At 63.7% G+C, this 13,653-nt stretch carries 12 protein-coding genes; 4 read left to right on the top strand and 8 right to left on the bottom strand.

All coding sequences use genetic code 11. From position 1 onward, the window contains the following. Window positions 1–468: 468 nt before the first annotated feature. Both ABT288_RS13335 and ABT288_RS13330 read right to left on the bottom strand, forming a co-directional pair. Window positions 469–765, bottom strand: a complete 297-nt coding sequence (locus tag ABT288_RS13335; RefSeq protein WP_450801473.1) for a hypothetical protein — start codon at window positions 763–765, stop codon at window positions 469–471. 321 nt (window positions 766–1,086) lie between these two features. Continuing rightward, window positions 1,087–1,659, bottom strand: coding sequence for an ATP-binding protein (locus tag ABT288_RS13330; RefSeq protein WP_502972749.1), 573 nt, complete (start codon window positions 1,657–1,659; stop codon window positions 1,087–1,089). A gap of 206 nt (window positions 1,660–1,865) precedes the next feature. Here ABT288_RS13330 and ABT288_RS13325 point away from each other — a divergent pair, with 206 nt between their 5' ends. Next, a complete protein-coding gene (locus ABT288_RS13325) occupies window positions 1,866–3,245 on the top strand; it encodes an NsdA family TPR-like regulatory protein (RefSeq protein ID WP_351606198.1) in 1,380 nt (459 codons plus the stop codon). Between the two features lie 3 nt (window positions 3,246–3,248). Here the strand turns inward: ABT288_RS13325 and ABT288_RS13320 are convergent, their stop codons facing one another. After that, a complete protein-coding gene (locus ABT288_RS13320; protein ID WP_351606195.1) occupies window positions 3,249–4,163 on the bottom strand; it encodes an aminoglycoside phosphotransferase family protein in 915 nt (304 codons plus the stop codon). 354 nt (window positions 4,164–4,517) lie between these two features. Further along, window positions 4,518–5,087, bottom strand: a complete 570-nt coding sequence (locus tag ABT288_RS13315) for a hypothetical protein (protein WP_351606192.1) — start codon at window positions 5,085–5,087, stop codon at window positions 4,518–4,520. A 535-nt stretch (window positions 5,088–5,622) separates the two neighbouring features. Here ABT288_RS13315 and ABT288_RS13310 point away from each other — a divergent pair. Continuing rightward, entirely contained in the window at window positions 5,623–6,966 is a 1,344-nt protein-coding gene (locus tag ABT288_RS13310) for an AAA family ATPase (protein WP_351606189.1), read from the top strand. 1,027 nt (window positions 6,967–7,993) lie between these two features. On the opposite strand, the gene ABT288_RS13305 is transcribed toward ABT288_RS13310, so the two are convergent. After that, window positions 7,994–8,422, bottom strand: a complete 429-nt coding sequence (locus tag ABT288_RS13305; RefSeq protein ID WP_351606187.1) for a hypothetical protein — start codon at window positions 8,420–8,422, stop codon at window positions 7,994–7,996. A gap of 59 nt (window positions 8,423–8,481) precedes the next feature. On the opposite strand from ABT288_RS13305, the gene ABT288_RS13300 reads away from it, so the two are divergent. After that, a complete protein-coding gene (locus ABT288_RS13300; RefSeq protein ID WP_351606184.1) occupies window positions 8,482–9,249 on the top strand; it encodes a transposase in 768 nt (255 codons plus the stop codon). Between the two features lie 829 nt (window positions 9,250–10,078). Continuing rightward, window positions 10,079–11,218 carry a hypothetical protein gene (locus ABT288_RS13295; protein WP_351606181.1) on the top strand — a complete coding sequence of 380 codons (1,140 nt, stop codon included), beginning with the start codon at window positions 10,079–10,081 and terminating at the stop codon, window positions 11,216–11,218. A 432-nt stretch (window positions 11,219–11,650) separates the two neighbouring features. On the opposite strand, the gene ABT288_RS13290 is transcribed toward ABT288_RS13295, so the two are convergent. From ABT288_RS13290 to ABT288_RS13280, 3 genes are read right to left on the bottom strand one after another with little or no spacing between them, the layout of a single operon-like run. Then, entirely contained in the window at window positions 11,651–12,451 is an 801-nt protein-coding gene (locus ABT288_RS13290; RefSeq protein ID WP_351606179.1) for an ABC transporter permease, read from the bottom strand. Further along, entirely contained in the window at window positions 12,448–12,651 is a 204-nt protein-coding gene (locus ABT288_RS50185) for an integral membrane transport protein (RefSeq protein ID WP_502972748.1), read from the bottom strand. The genes ABT288_RS13290 and ABT288_RS50185 overlap by 4 nt, the downstream gene beginning before the upstream one ends. Next, entirely contained in the window at window positions 12,648–13,631 is a 984-nt protein-coding gene (locus ABT288_RS13280) for an ATP-binding cassette domain-containing protein (RefSeq protein ID WP_351606176.1), read from the bottom strand. Before ABT288_RS13280 ends, ABT288_RS50185 begins: the two co-directional genes overlap by 4 nt. Between the last annotated feature and the right edge of the window lie 22 nt (window positions 13,632–13,653).

The raw sequence follows: 13,653 nt of genomic DNA, 5'->3' as shown, positions 1-13,653 counted from the left end.
CCTGCACGCGGATCAGACGCGCACAGCCAAGCCGAGGCAAGCGGTGTCAAGCATCAGGTGAAGCCACAACGTCAAGCATCAACCGAGACAAGACACCTGAGCGCCGAGGGCAATCGGTCGAAACAACCTTCACTTCCTCAAGGGCGCGCCTGCGGCGCGCCGGGGCGCCCGGCCGCCCCGGCCGGGCGTGCGGCGTGGACGCCGGTCCCGTCCGGTCGGCCGGCGCCCCCGCCCGCAGCACGCCGGAGGAGTCGAGGCGTCGACCAACCATTGGTACCGAGTCTCGGGCCGTACCGGCAGCGACGATCAAGAACCCGGAAGCGTGGTTGCTGCCGGTGGGTGGCTGAGCGAGACACACGCGTGCCAGCTCGTTCGCCGCACGGCATCGTCGTGGCTGACTGTCTGTGGCTGAGGCATCAAGCAGGGGAGTCGCCGACCTCACGCAAACTTCACCAGCGGAAGCACCCTTCATGCTGCACCGCCATCGCTGTCCGCGCGTGCCTCCAGGAGCGCAGAGAGCCGGTCCACGACGGCCGGCCAGCCCGTTAGTCGCACCACCCCGTGCCCGTCCTCGTTCGTGGACGCAACGGCCCTCACGGCGGACAGCTCCAACCCCGCGCCCAGGAGTGCACGGTTCAGCCGGTCGGCAGCCTCACGCGCCTCACGCCAACCGGAGATGTAGTCCACCCCGGACACCCAGAGACCGGAGTCCGCCCCCGGCAGATCGAGACCATCGTTCAGCCAGCCCTCACCCGAGCCAGTCACCTTGCCCACCTCTGCCCTGATCTAGGTAACGGATCATCAACTTCCTTGGACCAGGGCGCAAACGCAGCACGGCGGCCCCGGTACCATCAGGCACCGGGAACCGCCGTGTTCCCAGCCGGGCCACCCTTCGCTTTCCAGGGCTGACGGGGTGGCCCGGCCTATATGGGGATGTGAAGCGCGGACTCTCGCTCGGGAGGGGAGCCCCCGGGCCGTCCGAGAGACCGCGCCCCTTCGGCCGGAGTGGTCAGGCTCCGGCCAGTGACCGGGTCGCCCTCCCGCTCCCGATCGCGTGGGAGCAGAGCAGGGGTGGCGACCCGGCGTCTATCGAGCCGAGTACTCGGCCCACCAGTCGGCCCAGACCCGATCGAGGTCGAACCGAACCCACACTGTCTTGCCGGCGCCCTTGAGCCCCGGCGACCACCAGACCGCATCGGCCAGGCGCTGAACGATCAGCAGCCCGCGCCCCCGGTCCGGTACGAGAGCCTCGATGAAGTCACCGGCCAGGTCTGGCGAGATGAACTCACCCGCCGGGAGGTCCGGCGGCGTCGAGTCCTCGTCGAAGACGCCGATCGCCAGCAGTCCGGGGTAGTTGATCAGCCACACGTCGATACGCCGCTTCGCACCGGGCATCGACAAGCGCTCATCTGGCACGGCGTGGTGGACGACGTTGCCGACCAGTTCCGACACGACGAGCTTCGCGTCATCGACCGCGTAGCCCAGGCTCCAGGTCTCAAGGTAGGAGCCGACCATGTCCCGCGCGGCCTTCACGCAGTCCGGGTCCTCAGCGTGGACGGTCAGCGCCCGGAAGTGGCCGGTGTCAGGGTCGTACACCGAGCGAGGCGGAGTGCCCGTCGTCGGGGCATTCGCTGTGTATTTGCTCTGCCGTGCTTCCACCGCGTTCCCTCCCGTGCGCTTGCGAGCCCCGTAGCCCGCCGATCTGTGCTGACCAGTGAACGGCGCGGCGGGCTTGGGCGGGAGCGTTCACCAGGGGGTTCACGTGAACACCGGCAAAGCCAAAGGGGGTTCGCGAATGAACCCCCAGAGCGATACTGCTGTGACACGATGAATACTCGCCGTAAGTCTCGGGTTGGCAGGGGAGCATGAGCCGAGAGCCGAACGCGCAGCTAATCGCCGTCATGAGCGAAGCGAAGATGTCGAACAAGGGCCTTGCGAAGCGCATGGCGGAAGAAGCCACCCGACGCGGCCTCGATCAAGGCGCGGGGACGACACACATCTCTGTGGGACGGTGGCGAGCCGGCGCAGGCATCCGACCGGAGACTGCGGCGCTCATGGCAGATGTGCTGTCAGCCAAACTGGGGCGCCGCATCACGCCGGGATACCTCGGATTCTTCGACCACACCAAGTCGACAGCACCCGAGTCGATCGGCTACCCGAGCACCGTACCCGACGTCCTGTCCATGCTCGACGGACTCACCCGCGAGCACGCCGACGCCCCACAGTCGGACCGACTGATCATCGCGGACGCCGACCTCGGCTCCGCCGTACTCTCATGGATGATCGCGCGCCCCGACGGCATCCAGGCTGACAGGCCCGCACACCGACGAGTCGGCATGCGTGACGTTCGCGCAATCAGGGAAGCCGCAGGCCTGTTCATGCAGCTCGACTTCAAGTACGGCGGAGGCCACGGCCACAAGGCACTTCGCCACTACTTCCGCGAAGACGTGCTCCCCCTGCTGGACGCGAGCTACAGCGAGAAGGTAGGCACCGCGTTATTCGGCGCCGCCGCCGAGATCTCCCAGTTGCTGGCATGGACCGCCTACGACGTAGGCAACCACCGGCTTGCCCACCGCTACCTGACATCGACGCTGCGCCTCTCCCAAGTCATCGACGATCGCATGTTCGGCGCCCGCATCCTCGGCAACCTCAGCCACCAAGCCAACTACCTCGGCAACCACGCCCAGGCCATCCAGCTAGCCCGCGCCGCCGTCGAGGGCGCCAAGGGCCGGGCCACCCCGCGCGCCATGGCGTTGAGTTCGGCGATGGAGGCCCGTGCCCTGTCCAACACAGGTGACGGCATCGCAGCAGCCCGAGCCATGACCGAGGCGGAGCGCCACTTCGAGCGCGCCAACACCGCCGAAGACCCGGCATGGCTGAGCTACTTCGATGAGGCAGAACTCATGGGCGAACTCTGCCACTGCTTCCGCGATCTCAAGATGCGCCGAGAATCCGTCGAGCAGGCCCAACGCGCCGTCGACAGCACTGACCCGAAGTACGCCCGCACTCTCGGCTTCTGCCGCATGGTGCTTGCCCAGAGCCAGCTACTCAACGGCGAGTTGGAAGCCGCCGTCACCACCGCGAGCCTCGCAGTCGACGGCGGCGACTCCCTACAGTCCACCCGTTTCCAGCGCTACGTGACCGACTTCCAGAACGAAGTGAGCGTCCACGCGTCGAACCACGCCGTGGCCGCCTTCAACGAGAAGGTTCACGACGCTCTCACCCACCTGGACGAGGACGAGTAGCAGCTACCGGGGCTGCCAATCCCGAGGCGCATCGTCGTTCCGCAGACCGGCCATGCGCCGGCGGTACTCAGCCGCGGTTTCCTCATCCTCCTGCACGTTCTGCATGAGCCACGTCGTCATGCCGAACTCTTGCAGGCCCCGCAGCGTCCCGTATCCGTGCCAGTCGTACAGGTCCCGTCCGTACGCGGCCACGAAGTCGGCGTACTGTTCGTCGGTCTGCCAGCCAAGACTGTGATGCTCCACCGCCGTGACCATGAGATCCCACTCAGGGTGATCAAAACAGAAGTACTCGAAGTCGATCAGGATCACTTGGTCCCGATCGTTCACCATGAGGTTCTGCACATGAGCATCCCCATGCACCGGCCCCTTCGGAGACTCGAACCGCAACTCCGCGAACCTGTCCCGAAGTTCCTGCTCCCTCTTCCGCAAGAAGGCCTTGTCATCGGCCGGGATCTGAGCCCGCTCCAGTCGCAGCTGTGACTTGTCGAACGGGTAATACGACGGCAGCTCCAGCCCCGTCGGCACCGTCATGGAATGCAGGTCTTTGAGGATGCCGCCCAACTCCCCATACGTAGCCTTCCGATCACCCTCAACGATCAGGTGCCAGAACGTCACAGGGTGCCCGTCGATCAGCAACGGCTGTTCAAGGTCCTCGATGATGCGCGTAGCCGGGAACCCTTCACTGGTCAGCCAGCGGGAGACGGACACCTCCTTGTGAGCCTTGGGAAGCCACTGCTCCCCCCGCGCCACGCGCACGATCACCGGCGCCGAGGCCAGGCGAAACAGTGCGTTCTCTCCCAGACGGATCAGCTCTGCGCCTTTGTCGTCGAGCCCCGCAGCCCGACACGCGCCACGCATCACCCGCGTAGCCCTCGCCGACGTGAACCCTTCTTCCGATCGAGCAGCGTCAAGCGCCATGCCCGTACCAGCTCCCCTAGTCGCGCGCGATCAACCAGCGCACGCCTGCGGGTGACCAACCCGGCGCGCACCGGACACGACCATGACGGTACCCAGGGGATGGCGGTCTCAGCGAGTGGAGGGGCCATCAGCTTGGGAAGCTGCGACTCTCTAGGGTCGGACCGGTCGCTGACCTGGGCGAATGGCCGGGCGCCGTCCCGTCGGACTTGGCTGGTCTCACAGTGATTCCCCGCGGTTCCCCGCCCGATCTGGTGCGCCTGTGGTGCGCTCGACCGTAGACGGGGTCGCCTCCAACCAGTCGGCATGGTGCTGGCTCATGTGAGTTCTGACCATGCCCCGAGAGCTGGCACCCGATCAAGGCGCCTCCATCGCCGAGCGCGCCGTATCGACGAACCGACCCAGGCACCCTAGGTACGTCTCCTGCACTTCGTGGAAGCGAGGACGCGCGTCTACGTCACCGCAGGTGATGTGCCACAGGCAGCGGTTGACCTCTCGCGCCGTGTCCAGGACGGTCTGGGCCGCTTCGGCCGTAGCGGGCGGCCCTTCCAGGACGACAACACGGACGCTGTGCATGAGAGGGTCGTAGGCCTCGCGTAGCTCCGAACGCAGTTCCTCGAAGCGCGTCAGCTGCTGGTCCGGGTCCGTGATCTGATTGAGCGCTTCCACGACCCGCCGATACAACTCGCCAATGACGTGGGCTTGTTCCATCAGCTCAAGGTACGCGGATCGTCGCAACTCCCGCACCCGTTCCCGGTGCTGGGCCTGCGCCGAAGCTTCGGCCTGAACGCGGGCGGCCCGCACGTTCCCCAGGTTGGTCACCCAGCTGGCGAACACGGCCGTACCTCCGGTGAATGCCGCGATCCAAACCGCGCTGTCCCCCATGCCGATCAGTGTCGGCGAGGTGCCGGCCTCTGTCGAGGGCACCTTGCGACACCCGCTTTAGGAGTTCGATCAACCGTGGGCTGCTGCGTGCTGGGGCAATGGGCGCAGTGCCGTAGCGGACCGCTGGGGACCGTGGACGTACGCCGTCGTTGATGTCAGCTGTGGATGTCAGGCAGGCCGAGGCGCTTTCCAACTGTCCACGTGGCCGTCCGGCGTCGTTCGTGTACGTCCGCAGTGCAGGTTGGCCGAGGCGCGTACGGCGGTGGACGACGCCGGCCGTCAGCGAACTGGACAAGGCTGAGGACAACGAGCGGCGCCCTCAGGAGCGACGGCGGAGGGCACGAACGTCAGACGTCGTGGCCGTACTGGCGCCAGCCTTCGGTGATGACAGGCGCGTTCCAGATCGACGGTGTGCTGAGGCTGGGGCCGCAGCGCGTCGGCAGGCTATCCGCCGCGGACCCTTGTGAGGTCGTGTTCGACGCCTCTGGCTACCAGCTCCGATATGCGTCAACAGGGCTCCTACTGATGCCTTCTTGGGGTAATGTCGAGCCCCGTCTAAACGACCTCGAGGACAGCCATGGACGACAGCTTTCTTGAGCGGCCCGACAACGAAGACCCTGACAACGAAGACGTCAAGTTTGCCCACTTCGGGCGGCTCACAGACTACTCGGTAACCGGTCTATTCGGTTACTACGATCACGAGTTCACTCTTGACATCGACGAGCCGACCATCCTGACGGGAGCGAATGGGACAGGGAAGTCCACTGTTCTTCGCTCCATTAACTGGATCAGTCGCGGCCATTTTAGCTCATTGGTTCGCATTGATTTCGACACCATGACTCTAGCCTTTGAAGACGCAATGCTTCGCATTCACAAAAAGTCCAACGAGCGTCTTGAGCTTCACTTGACACGCAGGGAAGGAAGGCCAAAATCCTGGCGCTATTCACTGGATTCTGACGCCAGGCTAGCCCCAACGGAGCGAGGTCTCATTAGTCTTCGAGAAGCCTTCGGTGTCGAAGAGTGGGATGAGCTAACAGCTGAGGCGCGGAATCGACTAATTCACCGCTACGCCGGTAGTAGCGAATCAGATAAGCCAGGATGGGTCAAAAATATTCCGCAATCTTTCCCCGCGCTTTTCGTCACAGACCAGCGTTTGGCTCCTGAGCGTAGGCGTCGCCCGAAAAAGCGAGGAGAGGGTGAAACGATCGGGGTGGTTGCGGCAATTGAAGCCGCAGTTCTACATATCAACGACGAAGTGCAGAGGTACAAGTCACTATACGGAACGGCTTCACAAAATCTGGACCGGAACTTCCCGCGCAGAGTCTTCTCGGCGATTAACTCACAGAGAGAGTTTGGCGGCAGCAAGGACGTGTTGCGAGAGTTTCAAGAGGTTCAAGATATTCGATCTTCGCTAGCAACGACGGGGCTTATCAGCCCGACTGAGATCGAAGACTCCATTACGGATCTCCCCCTCAACAACCCCGACTCGGTTGCACTGATTGCCACCTATCTATCCGACACCAAGGAAAAGCTTTCTACGTTTGAGCCACTGCGTCAGAGATTGGAGCCATTTATCGAATTTCTGCGCCGGCATTACAAAGACAAGAAAATTCGTATCGATGACAAGGACGGATTCAAGATCGCATCAACGAGGACGGGGCAAGATATCAGCCCTGTCCATCTGTCAAGCGGTGAGCAGCAAATGTTCATCCTGGCTCATAAACTTCTCTTCGAGGCACCACCGGGGACCTTGGTGATGATCGACGAGCCAGAGCTCTCGTTGCATGTGCTTTGGCAGTCAACATTCGTGGATGACCTGACAGAGATTTCTGCTGCGTCGGGCACGTATTTCTTGTTGGCCACCCATTCGCCTACTTTGATCGCTGGGCGGACTGATCTGCGACGATCGCTGGACGGGTGACTTCGTGCCTGAGTACACAAACGCCTTCGAGTTGCTTATGGACGCTGAACTCCGCGCTGACGGGCTAGGACAATCCAGGGGTATCCTAGTCGTTGAAGGTCCCGACGATAAAAGAGTATTCGCCCGCCATGTGCGTGATCACGCACAGATCTTGCCGGCAGGCGGACGTAAGCTTCTTATCAGTGCTCATCAGAAGGCGAATGCGGAGCAGCGAGGGAAGATCATATTCGTCACTGACTGCGACTATGAGGTCCGCAGGGGAGCACTCGCGGGTGCACCTGACCTAATTATCACGACACTGACGGACATGGAGAGTGATCTCCTTACACTCGGACTGCTTGAGACGCTGGTGCTCGATTTGGTCCCCCGAGCACTGGAATCAAGATCATCCTGTCAGCAGATCGTCAGCAGATTGCGTAGTAACGCCGAGGCTATAGCACTTCCGCTGGGGCGCTTGCGTATGGCCGCACAACCTCTAGGCGTTCCGCTGCATCTTGAGGACCTAAAACTTGCCCGCTATTGGAATACAAACACCAGGAGTATGGACCTTGGGAAGCTGATACGTGCCATGCACACCAAGGTGGCAGATGAGATTGGCGCATCCGAGTGGCTAAAATTGGTGGAACAAACACCGGGAGATTCGGGAATGTGTCACGGGAAGGATCTAGTGCGCGCACTGTCCTTTCTACTGAGGGAGGACTATCGAGTAGAAGTAACTGCCGAATCTCTCGCTAGAATGATGCGATCCGCGCTAACTTCGGAAGCGCTGGAGACATGGGATGTAATTCGACGGATTAGGGCTTGGCAAGTCGCCAATCAAAGGTATGTGCTCGGGGTTTAGTGGGATTCCGCGTTCGGTTTCGGGCGACGCAGCTCAGAGGTGGCGTGCGTACGCCGGTGACGCGGCCACCGTCGGAGCAATGGACAGGACCAGGACGCCGGAAGGATGCCGTGGCGTCTGATCCGTAGGCGAGTGTGCGGGCGCTGCCTAAGGGCTGTCCCGAAATCGCTGTGCGAGACGACGCTGCTACGGTCGGCTCTCCACGTCGTGAGCTGGTAGTAGCTCTACCAGTGCGTCTACGGCCTCGACAGCGTTCGGAGTGGCGAGTACGAGTACGGGGTCGGGCTTCCGGAGAAGGAGGCCGCTCCAGACCCGGAAGACGGGACGGCTCTCCGGCCCGCCGGTGTCGAAGGAGATGGACCCCGCCAGCTCGTTCCCGTCGTCTTGAGCGCCAGGCATCCAGAACGCGGCGGGTCCGTCCACGAACCGAAGATAGTTGTGGCTGGTGAACGGATACCACTGGCTCAACGCGCTCGCCCTGGCGGCCAGCACCAACTCCTCTTCGACAGGGGGAACCCACGAGTCAGTTCCTCGCACCGCGGCGTCGGCGGACCGCGCGGATTCCTCCATCCAGTCCCATGCAACTGCCAGTGGCCACGGGGCGTTCGTCTCCATCCACCAAGTCTGGCTCGATGCGCGGACAGTCACGGTGGTTACGATGAGATGATCTCGGAGTGGCTGGTGTGATCACGGCGTCGGAACCGTCCTGGATAGCCCCGTTCACCGGGCTGAGCCCGCGCTCCTTCGGCAAGTTGATGACCGTCGTGCGCCGCGAAATCCCGGGCGAGGCACGCCGCGGGCGACCGTGGAGTCTTCCCCTGGAGGATCGGGTGCTGCTGGTCGCGGCCTACTGGCGTACGAATTTGACGCTACGCCAGCTCGCTCCGCTCTTCGGTGTCTCCAAGTCCGCTGCCGACCGGATCATCGATCATCTCGGTCCCAAGCTCGCGCTCCAGCCGCGCAAGCGGTTCGCGAAAGACACCGTGCTCATCGTGGACGGCACCCTGGTGCCAACCCGCGACCACACAGCGGCCGAGCAGTCGAAGAACTACCGTTACTCGACCGACCACCAGGTCGTCATCGACGCCGACACCCGGCTCGTCGTCGTGGTCGGCCGGCCGCTGCCTGGCAACCGCAACGACTGCAGGGCGTGGGCGGAATCCGGCGCGAAGGGCGCCGTCGGCAAGACCGTGACCATCGCCGATGGCGGCTACCCAGGCACCGGGCTCGTGATGCCCCACCGGCGCTGCAAAGGCGAGGAGCTGCCCGACTGGAAGCAGGCCCACAACAAATCCCACAAGCAGGTCCGCGCCCGCGTCGAGCACGTCTTCGCCCGCATGAAGACCTGGAAGATCCTCCGCGACTGCCGTCTCAAGGGCGACGGCGTCCACCACGCCATGCTCGGGGTTGCGCGCATGCACAACCTCGCCCTCGCCGGTTAGAGACCAAGCCGTAGGGTAACCCACCATGCCCAAGGCTACTCAAGATCAATTACGGGACAGCCCTTACCCAACCACTGTTCAGGCGATCCGGCCGACGACTTCCGCTGAACAGGCGGATGGGCATGAACCTAGGAGAACGCGCCGGTGTGCCGGTTGCGGCTCGCTTGGCCGAGCCATACCCGTGCTGCTCGCTGCCAGTTCGCATCTACTGGCCGTGGGCCGGTCGCCCGCGCTGGCTTAGTCGCACGAGAGGGGACTGTCGCTGAATGAGACGGAAACTGAGACGGAAGGGCGCGGGCCTGCCCTCGCACGGCCCTGCGACGGCCAAGGGCTCAGTCGACTCCCGACCGGGCGGGTACTGACCATGCTGCCTGCAGGCAAGCGGCGCGGGAGCCGCAGGGAGCTGCTCCCTGTAGGGCCACGATGGTGCAGTCCGGTTCGAGGTAGGCATCTCCCCAGTAGCCGGCCGGGGCACTATGTCTTGGCCGGGTGGTCGTACCCGTCTCGTTGAACCGGGTCCGTCGCGCCGAGGGGGGTATCTGTTGCTCCCGGCTGGCATACGACGAGACTCGGTCTGCCGGCCGGGAACATAAAACGGCCAACTTAGTTCGTGGGTCTGTGGCAGCCTGTGCGCATGCAGAAGTTGTTGCAACGCGCTGCCAGATTGGCTGTTGAGGCTGCGGCTACGGCCACCCCTGCTCCGAACTCGAAGCCGTGGGATCACGGGTGGTGTAGCGAGGAGTACCGGCGTTCAGCTGAAGCGTCAATTGAATCTCCGCATGGTCCAATTTCTCTGTCCTCCACGGGGGTTGAGAAGTATGAAGAGTTGATGGACCTGCTGCAGAAGCAGCAACAGATACGCGAGCGATGGGAGCTTGAGGAGCTATGGTGGGCGGTCGCTTCCCTGGTCGCGCTCCTTTCCGGGGTAGAAAATTCGGAAGGCGTGGCGGAGAGGAATCTCGGTACGTTATTTTCCGGCGAGCCATCGGTCACTATTTTCTCAGTCGCTAACATCGACTGGGAGGGGCCGCCTCGACGCCTGGCGAAAAATTGCCTAATAGGCATACTGGATGAAGTATTCGCCAGTAGACTCGAAGAAATTGGCGGCATGGCCAGTGCGGCCATCGAGTCGGTGAAGGAGTATGCGGAGCAGCAACCTCACCGGCGCCCGCGGATCGGATTCGCTGCGATGACTCCGGGTCAGCGAACTGAGGCTTTTAATCAGGCTCAGCGAAGCCTGGAACTAGTTGTCGACCTCGCTATCCTGCTGGATCAGAAGAAGGATGAGCATTCTCTTTACTCTGTTCGCGGGGCTTCGAACAGACCAGGTGTGCGGGGCTTGGCTCTTGACCGCACGGTGATACAACAAGCCATGAAGGCATCGGGGGACGGTGCTGATCTAGCTTGCCAACCCTTTATTTCTGACGCGCTTGGTGTTTTTCTGCCTAGCTTCTGGTACAGCGCGGAGCGCGTTCCGCTAGAGGTTCTGTTGAGTGATGATGGGCTGTCTCACGCGGTAAATAGATGCCTGGAGGGAAAGACTAATATAACGAGACGAATTCAGGTGGCTGCGCGATGGTTCTCGGAAAGTTTTTGGGCAACAGTCAACGATGACTCTGTTCTAGCAGCTGGTGTCGCGCTAGATTCGTTGGTAGGAGCCCGCTCCGGGCTTCCGGGGCGAGCCATGAAGGAGAGATACGCCTTTCTGGAAGCGGCGCCGCATGAGCGGCCCCTTAGGGCGCGTGAATATGATGCGGTGTATTCCGCGCGTAGCGCCATCGCTCACGGTGGTGAAAGCCCGAGAGTTCGAGAGGGTGACTTTGTTCGTGAGATGCAGAACTCGGTCACCTGGGCAGCGTGGAGGCTGTTGGCGGCCGAGGATGAATTTGACTTGCGAGATAATAAAGACCTGGAAAGCTTGTTCGAGGATTTGAGGTGGGGAACGCGGAGCTGGGGTAGCCAGGAATGATAGGTCGGTGTAGCGATTTTGGGCTGGAGCTGCTTTGGCGCGAGTGATCATGGCCCCGTAAGCTTGTGGCGCGTCGGGCAGGTCGTGGACCTGCCCCGTAAAGCACGACGTTGGGGCCATGATCTGCGAGGCTCGCGCCAAAGTGGCTGCCTAAAATCGCGGAGCCGACCGCCCCAGCCACTACGTACCCCTTCTCTGACGCCAGGCGGCTGATTGCTGTGTGCGCGGCACGGGCGCCGGCCGGGCTGGAGCGGGGCGGAGACAGGAGCGCAGGCCCGGCCGGGGGCCGGGCCGCGCGCGGGGAGCGGAGCGAGCCGCCTTGAACCCAGTAGAGGGAGTTGTAACTCAGCTGAGGTGGGGGGTGTCTAAAACTGACGATCATCATTGACACCTGGGTCTCCGATCACTACGGAGATCCACATGCCGGAGTCATCAACCCGCCGCCCGGCGGTACTTGCGGACCGCGAGGGTGCGGAAGACCGCGATGATCACGACCGACCAGATCAGCGAGGCCAGCACAGGGTGCTGCATGGGCCAGGCGCCGGGCGTGTGGAAGCCCGGGGGGAGGTTGCCGAACAGCTCGCGGGATGCCTGCACGGTGGCGCTGAACGGGTTCCACTCCGCTATGTGCCGCAGGAAGGCCGGCATCTGGTTCGCGTCCACGAAGGCGTTCGAGATGAACGTCAGCGGAAACAGCCAGATCAGGCCACCCGACGTCGCCGCTTCGGGAGTGCGCACGGTCAGGCCGATGAGCGCGCCGATCCACGAGAACGCGTACCCGAGCAGCAGGAGCAGGCCGAATCCGGCGAGCACCTTGCCGAAGTTCTCGTGCGTACGCCAGCCGACGATCAGGGCGACGACCGCCAGGACGACGAGGGTGAGCGCCGTCTGGGCCAGGTCGGCGAGAGTGCGCCCGGTCAGGACCGCGCCGCGCGCCATCGGCAAGGAGCGGAAGCGGTCGATGAGCCCCTTGTGCATGTCGTCGGCGATACCCGCACCGGCGCCCGCCGTGGCGAACGTGACCGTCTGGGCGAAGATGCCAGCCATCAGGAACCCTCGGTACGCCTGCGTGGAGTTGGACCCGCCGACCTGGATCGAGCCGCCGAACACGTAGGTGAACAGCACCACAAACATGATGGGCTGAATCAGCCCAAAAATGAGCATCTCGGGAATCCGGCCCATGCGAATCAAGTTCCGACGGGCGACGACGAGCGAGTCGTTCACGGCGCTCACTTGGCCTGCTCCTTCATGGCGTTGGGCCGCCGGTCTCGGATACTCGGCGAGATGGATCCTGTCCGAGACGAGCGAACAGGATCCGGGATCCTGGACATGCGGATCAGATTGCGTTTCGCCACGACCATCGAGTCGCGGAAGGAGCGGCTGATGGGGTTGCCGGGCGGTGCCACCCGCGCGGCTTCGCTGACGGCGCTCATTTCACGGCCTCCTTGCCGTTCGCCTCGTCCTGGGCGGCGGTCTCGGCCACGTGTCCCGTCAGCGACAGGAAGACGTCGTCGAGGGTGGGGCGGCGCAGCCCGATGTCGTCTATCTCGATTCCGCGGGTGTCCAGCTCGCGGATGATCTCGGCGAGCAGCTTGGCGCCGCCGGTCACCGGGACCGTGAGCCGGCGGGTGTGCTCCTCGACCGTGACCTCGCCCTTGCCGAAGCCGCGCAGCACCTCGGCGGCGCTCGTGATGTGCTCGCGCTCGTGCACCACGACCTCGACGCGCTCGCCGCCGGTGCGGGCCTTGAGCTGGTCGGAGGTGCCCTTGGCGATGACCCGGCCGTGGTCGACCACCGCGATGTCATGGGCGAGGTGGTCGGCCTCCTCCAGGTACTGCGTGGTGAGCAGCAGGGTCGTACCGCCGGAGACGAGCTGCTTGATGACCTCCCACAGCTGCTGGCGGTTGCGCGGGTCCAGGCCGGTCGTGGGCTCGTCCATGAACATCACGGGCGGCGAGACCACGAGGGCCGCGGCGAGGTCGAGCCGGCGGCGCATGCCTCCGGAGTAGGTCTTGGCGGGGCGGTCGGCGGCGTCCGCGAGGTTGAACTGCTCCAGCAGCTCCCCCGCGCGCGCCTTCGCGGCCTTGCTCCTCATCTGGTACAGCTGTCCGACCATCTGCAGGTTCTCCCGGCCGGTCAGATACTCGTCGACCGCCGCGAACTGGCCGGACAGGCCTATGCAGCGGCGTACGGCGTCGGGGTCCTTCAGTACGTCCACGCCCGCGACAACCGCTTTGCCGCTGTCGGGGCGCAGGAGGGTGGTCAGGCAGCGGACGGCCGTCGTCTTGCCGGCGCCGTTCGGCCCGAGGAGGCCGAGGACCGTGCCCTCGGGCACGTCCAGGTCTACGCCGTCGAGAGCCCTTACGTCGCCGAAGGTCTTCACCAGGCCTTCGGCATGGATGGCGCCTGGCATGTCTGTCTCCACGTCGTCGGGG

This window comes from Streptomyces sp. NPDC001093, from assembly GCF_040298985.1.
In the GTDB taxonomy this organism is placed as follows: Bacteria; Actinomycetota; Actinomycetes; order Streptomycetales; family Streptomycetaceae; genus Streptomyces.
The sequence above is the reverse complement of the archived record's forward strand: the minus strand, read 5'-3'. Positions and strand labels throughout refer to the sequence as shown.

Coding starts and splice junctions, on each gene's coding strand:
- ABT288_RS13305 (WP_351606187.1), bottom strand. CDS start 8,422: ATGGAGACGAACGCCCCGTGGCCACTGGCAGTTGCATGGGACTGGATG.
- ABT288_RS13280 (WP_351606176.1), bottom strand. CDS start 13,631: ATGCCAGGCGCCATCCATGCCGAAGGCCTGGTGAAGACCTTCGGCGAC.
- ABT288_RS50185 (WP_502972748.1), bottom strand. CDS start 12,651: ATGAGCGCCGTCAGCGAAGCCGCGCGGGTGGCACCGCCCGGCAACCCC.
- ABT288_RS13325 (WP_351606198.1), top strand. CDS start 1,866: ATGAGCCGAGAGCCGAACGCGCAGCTAATCGCCGTCATGAGCGAAGCG.
- ABT288_RS13295 (WP_351606181.1), top strand. CDS start 10,079: ATGGACCTGCTGCAGAAGCAGCAACAGATACGCGAGCGATGGGAGCTT.
- ABT288_RS13310 (WP_351606189.1), top strand. CDS start 5,623: ATGGACGACAGCTTTCTTGAGCGGCCCGACAACGAAGACCCTGACAAC.
- ABT288_RS13320 (WP_351606195.1), bottom strand. CDS start 4,163: ATGGCGCTTGACGCTGCTCGATCGGAAGAAGGGTTCACGTCGGCGAGG.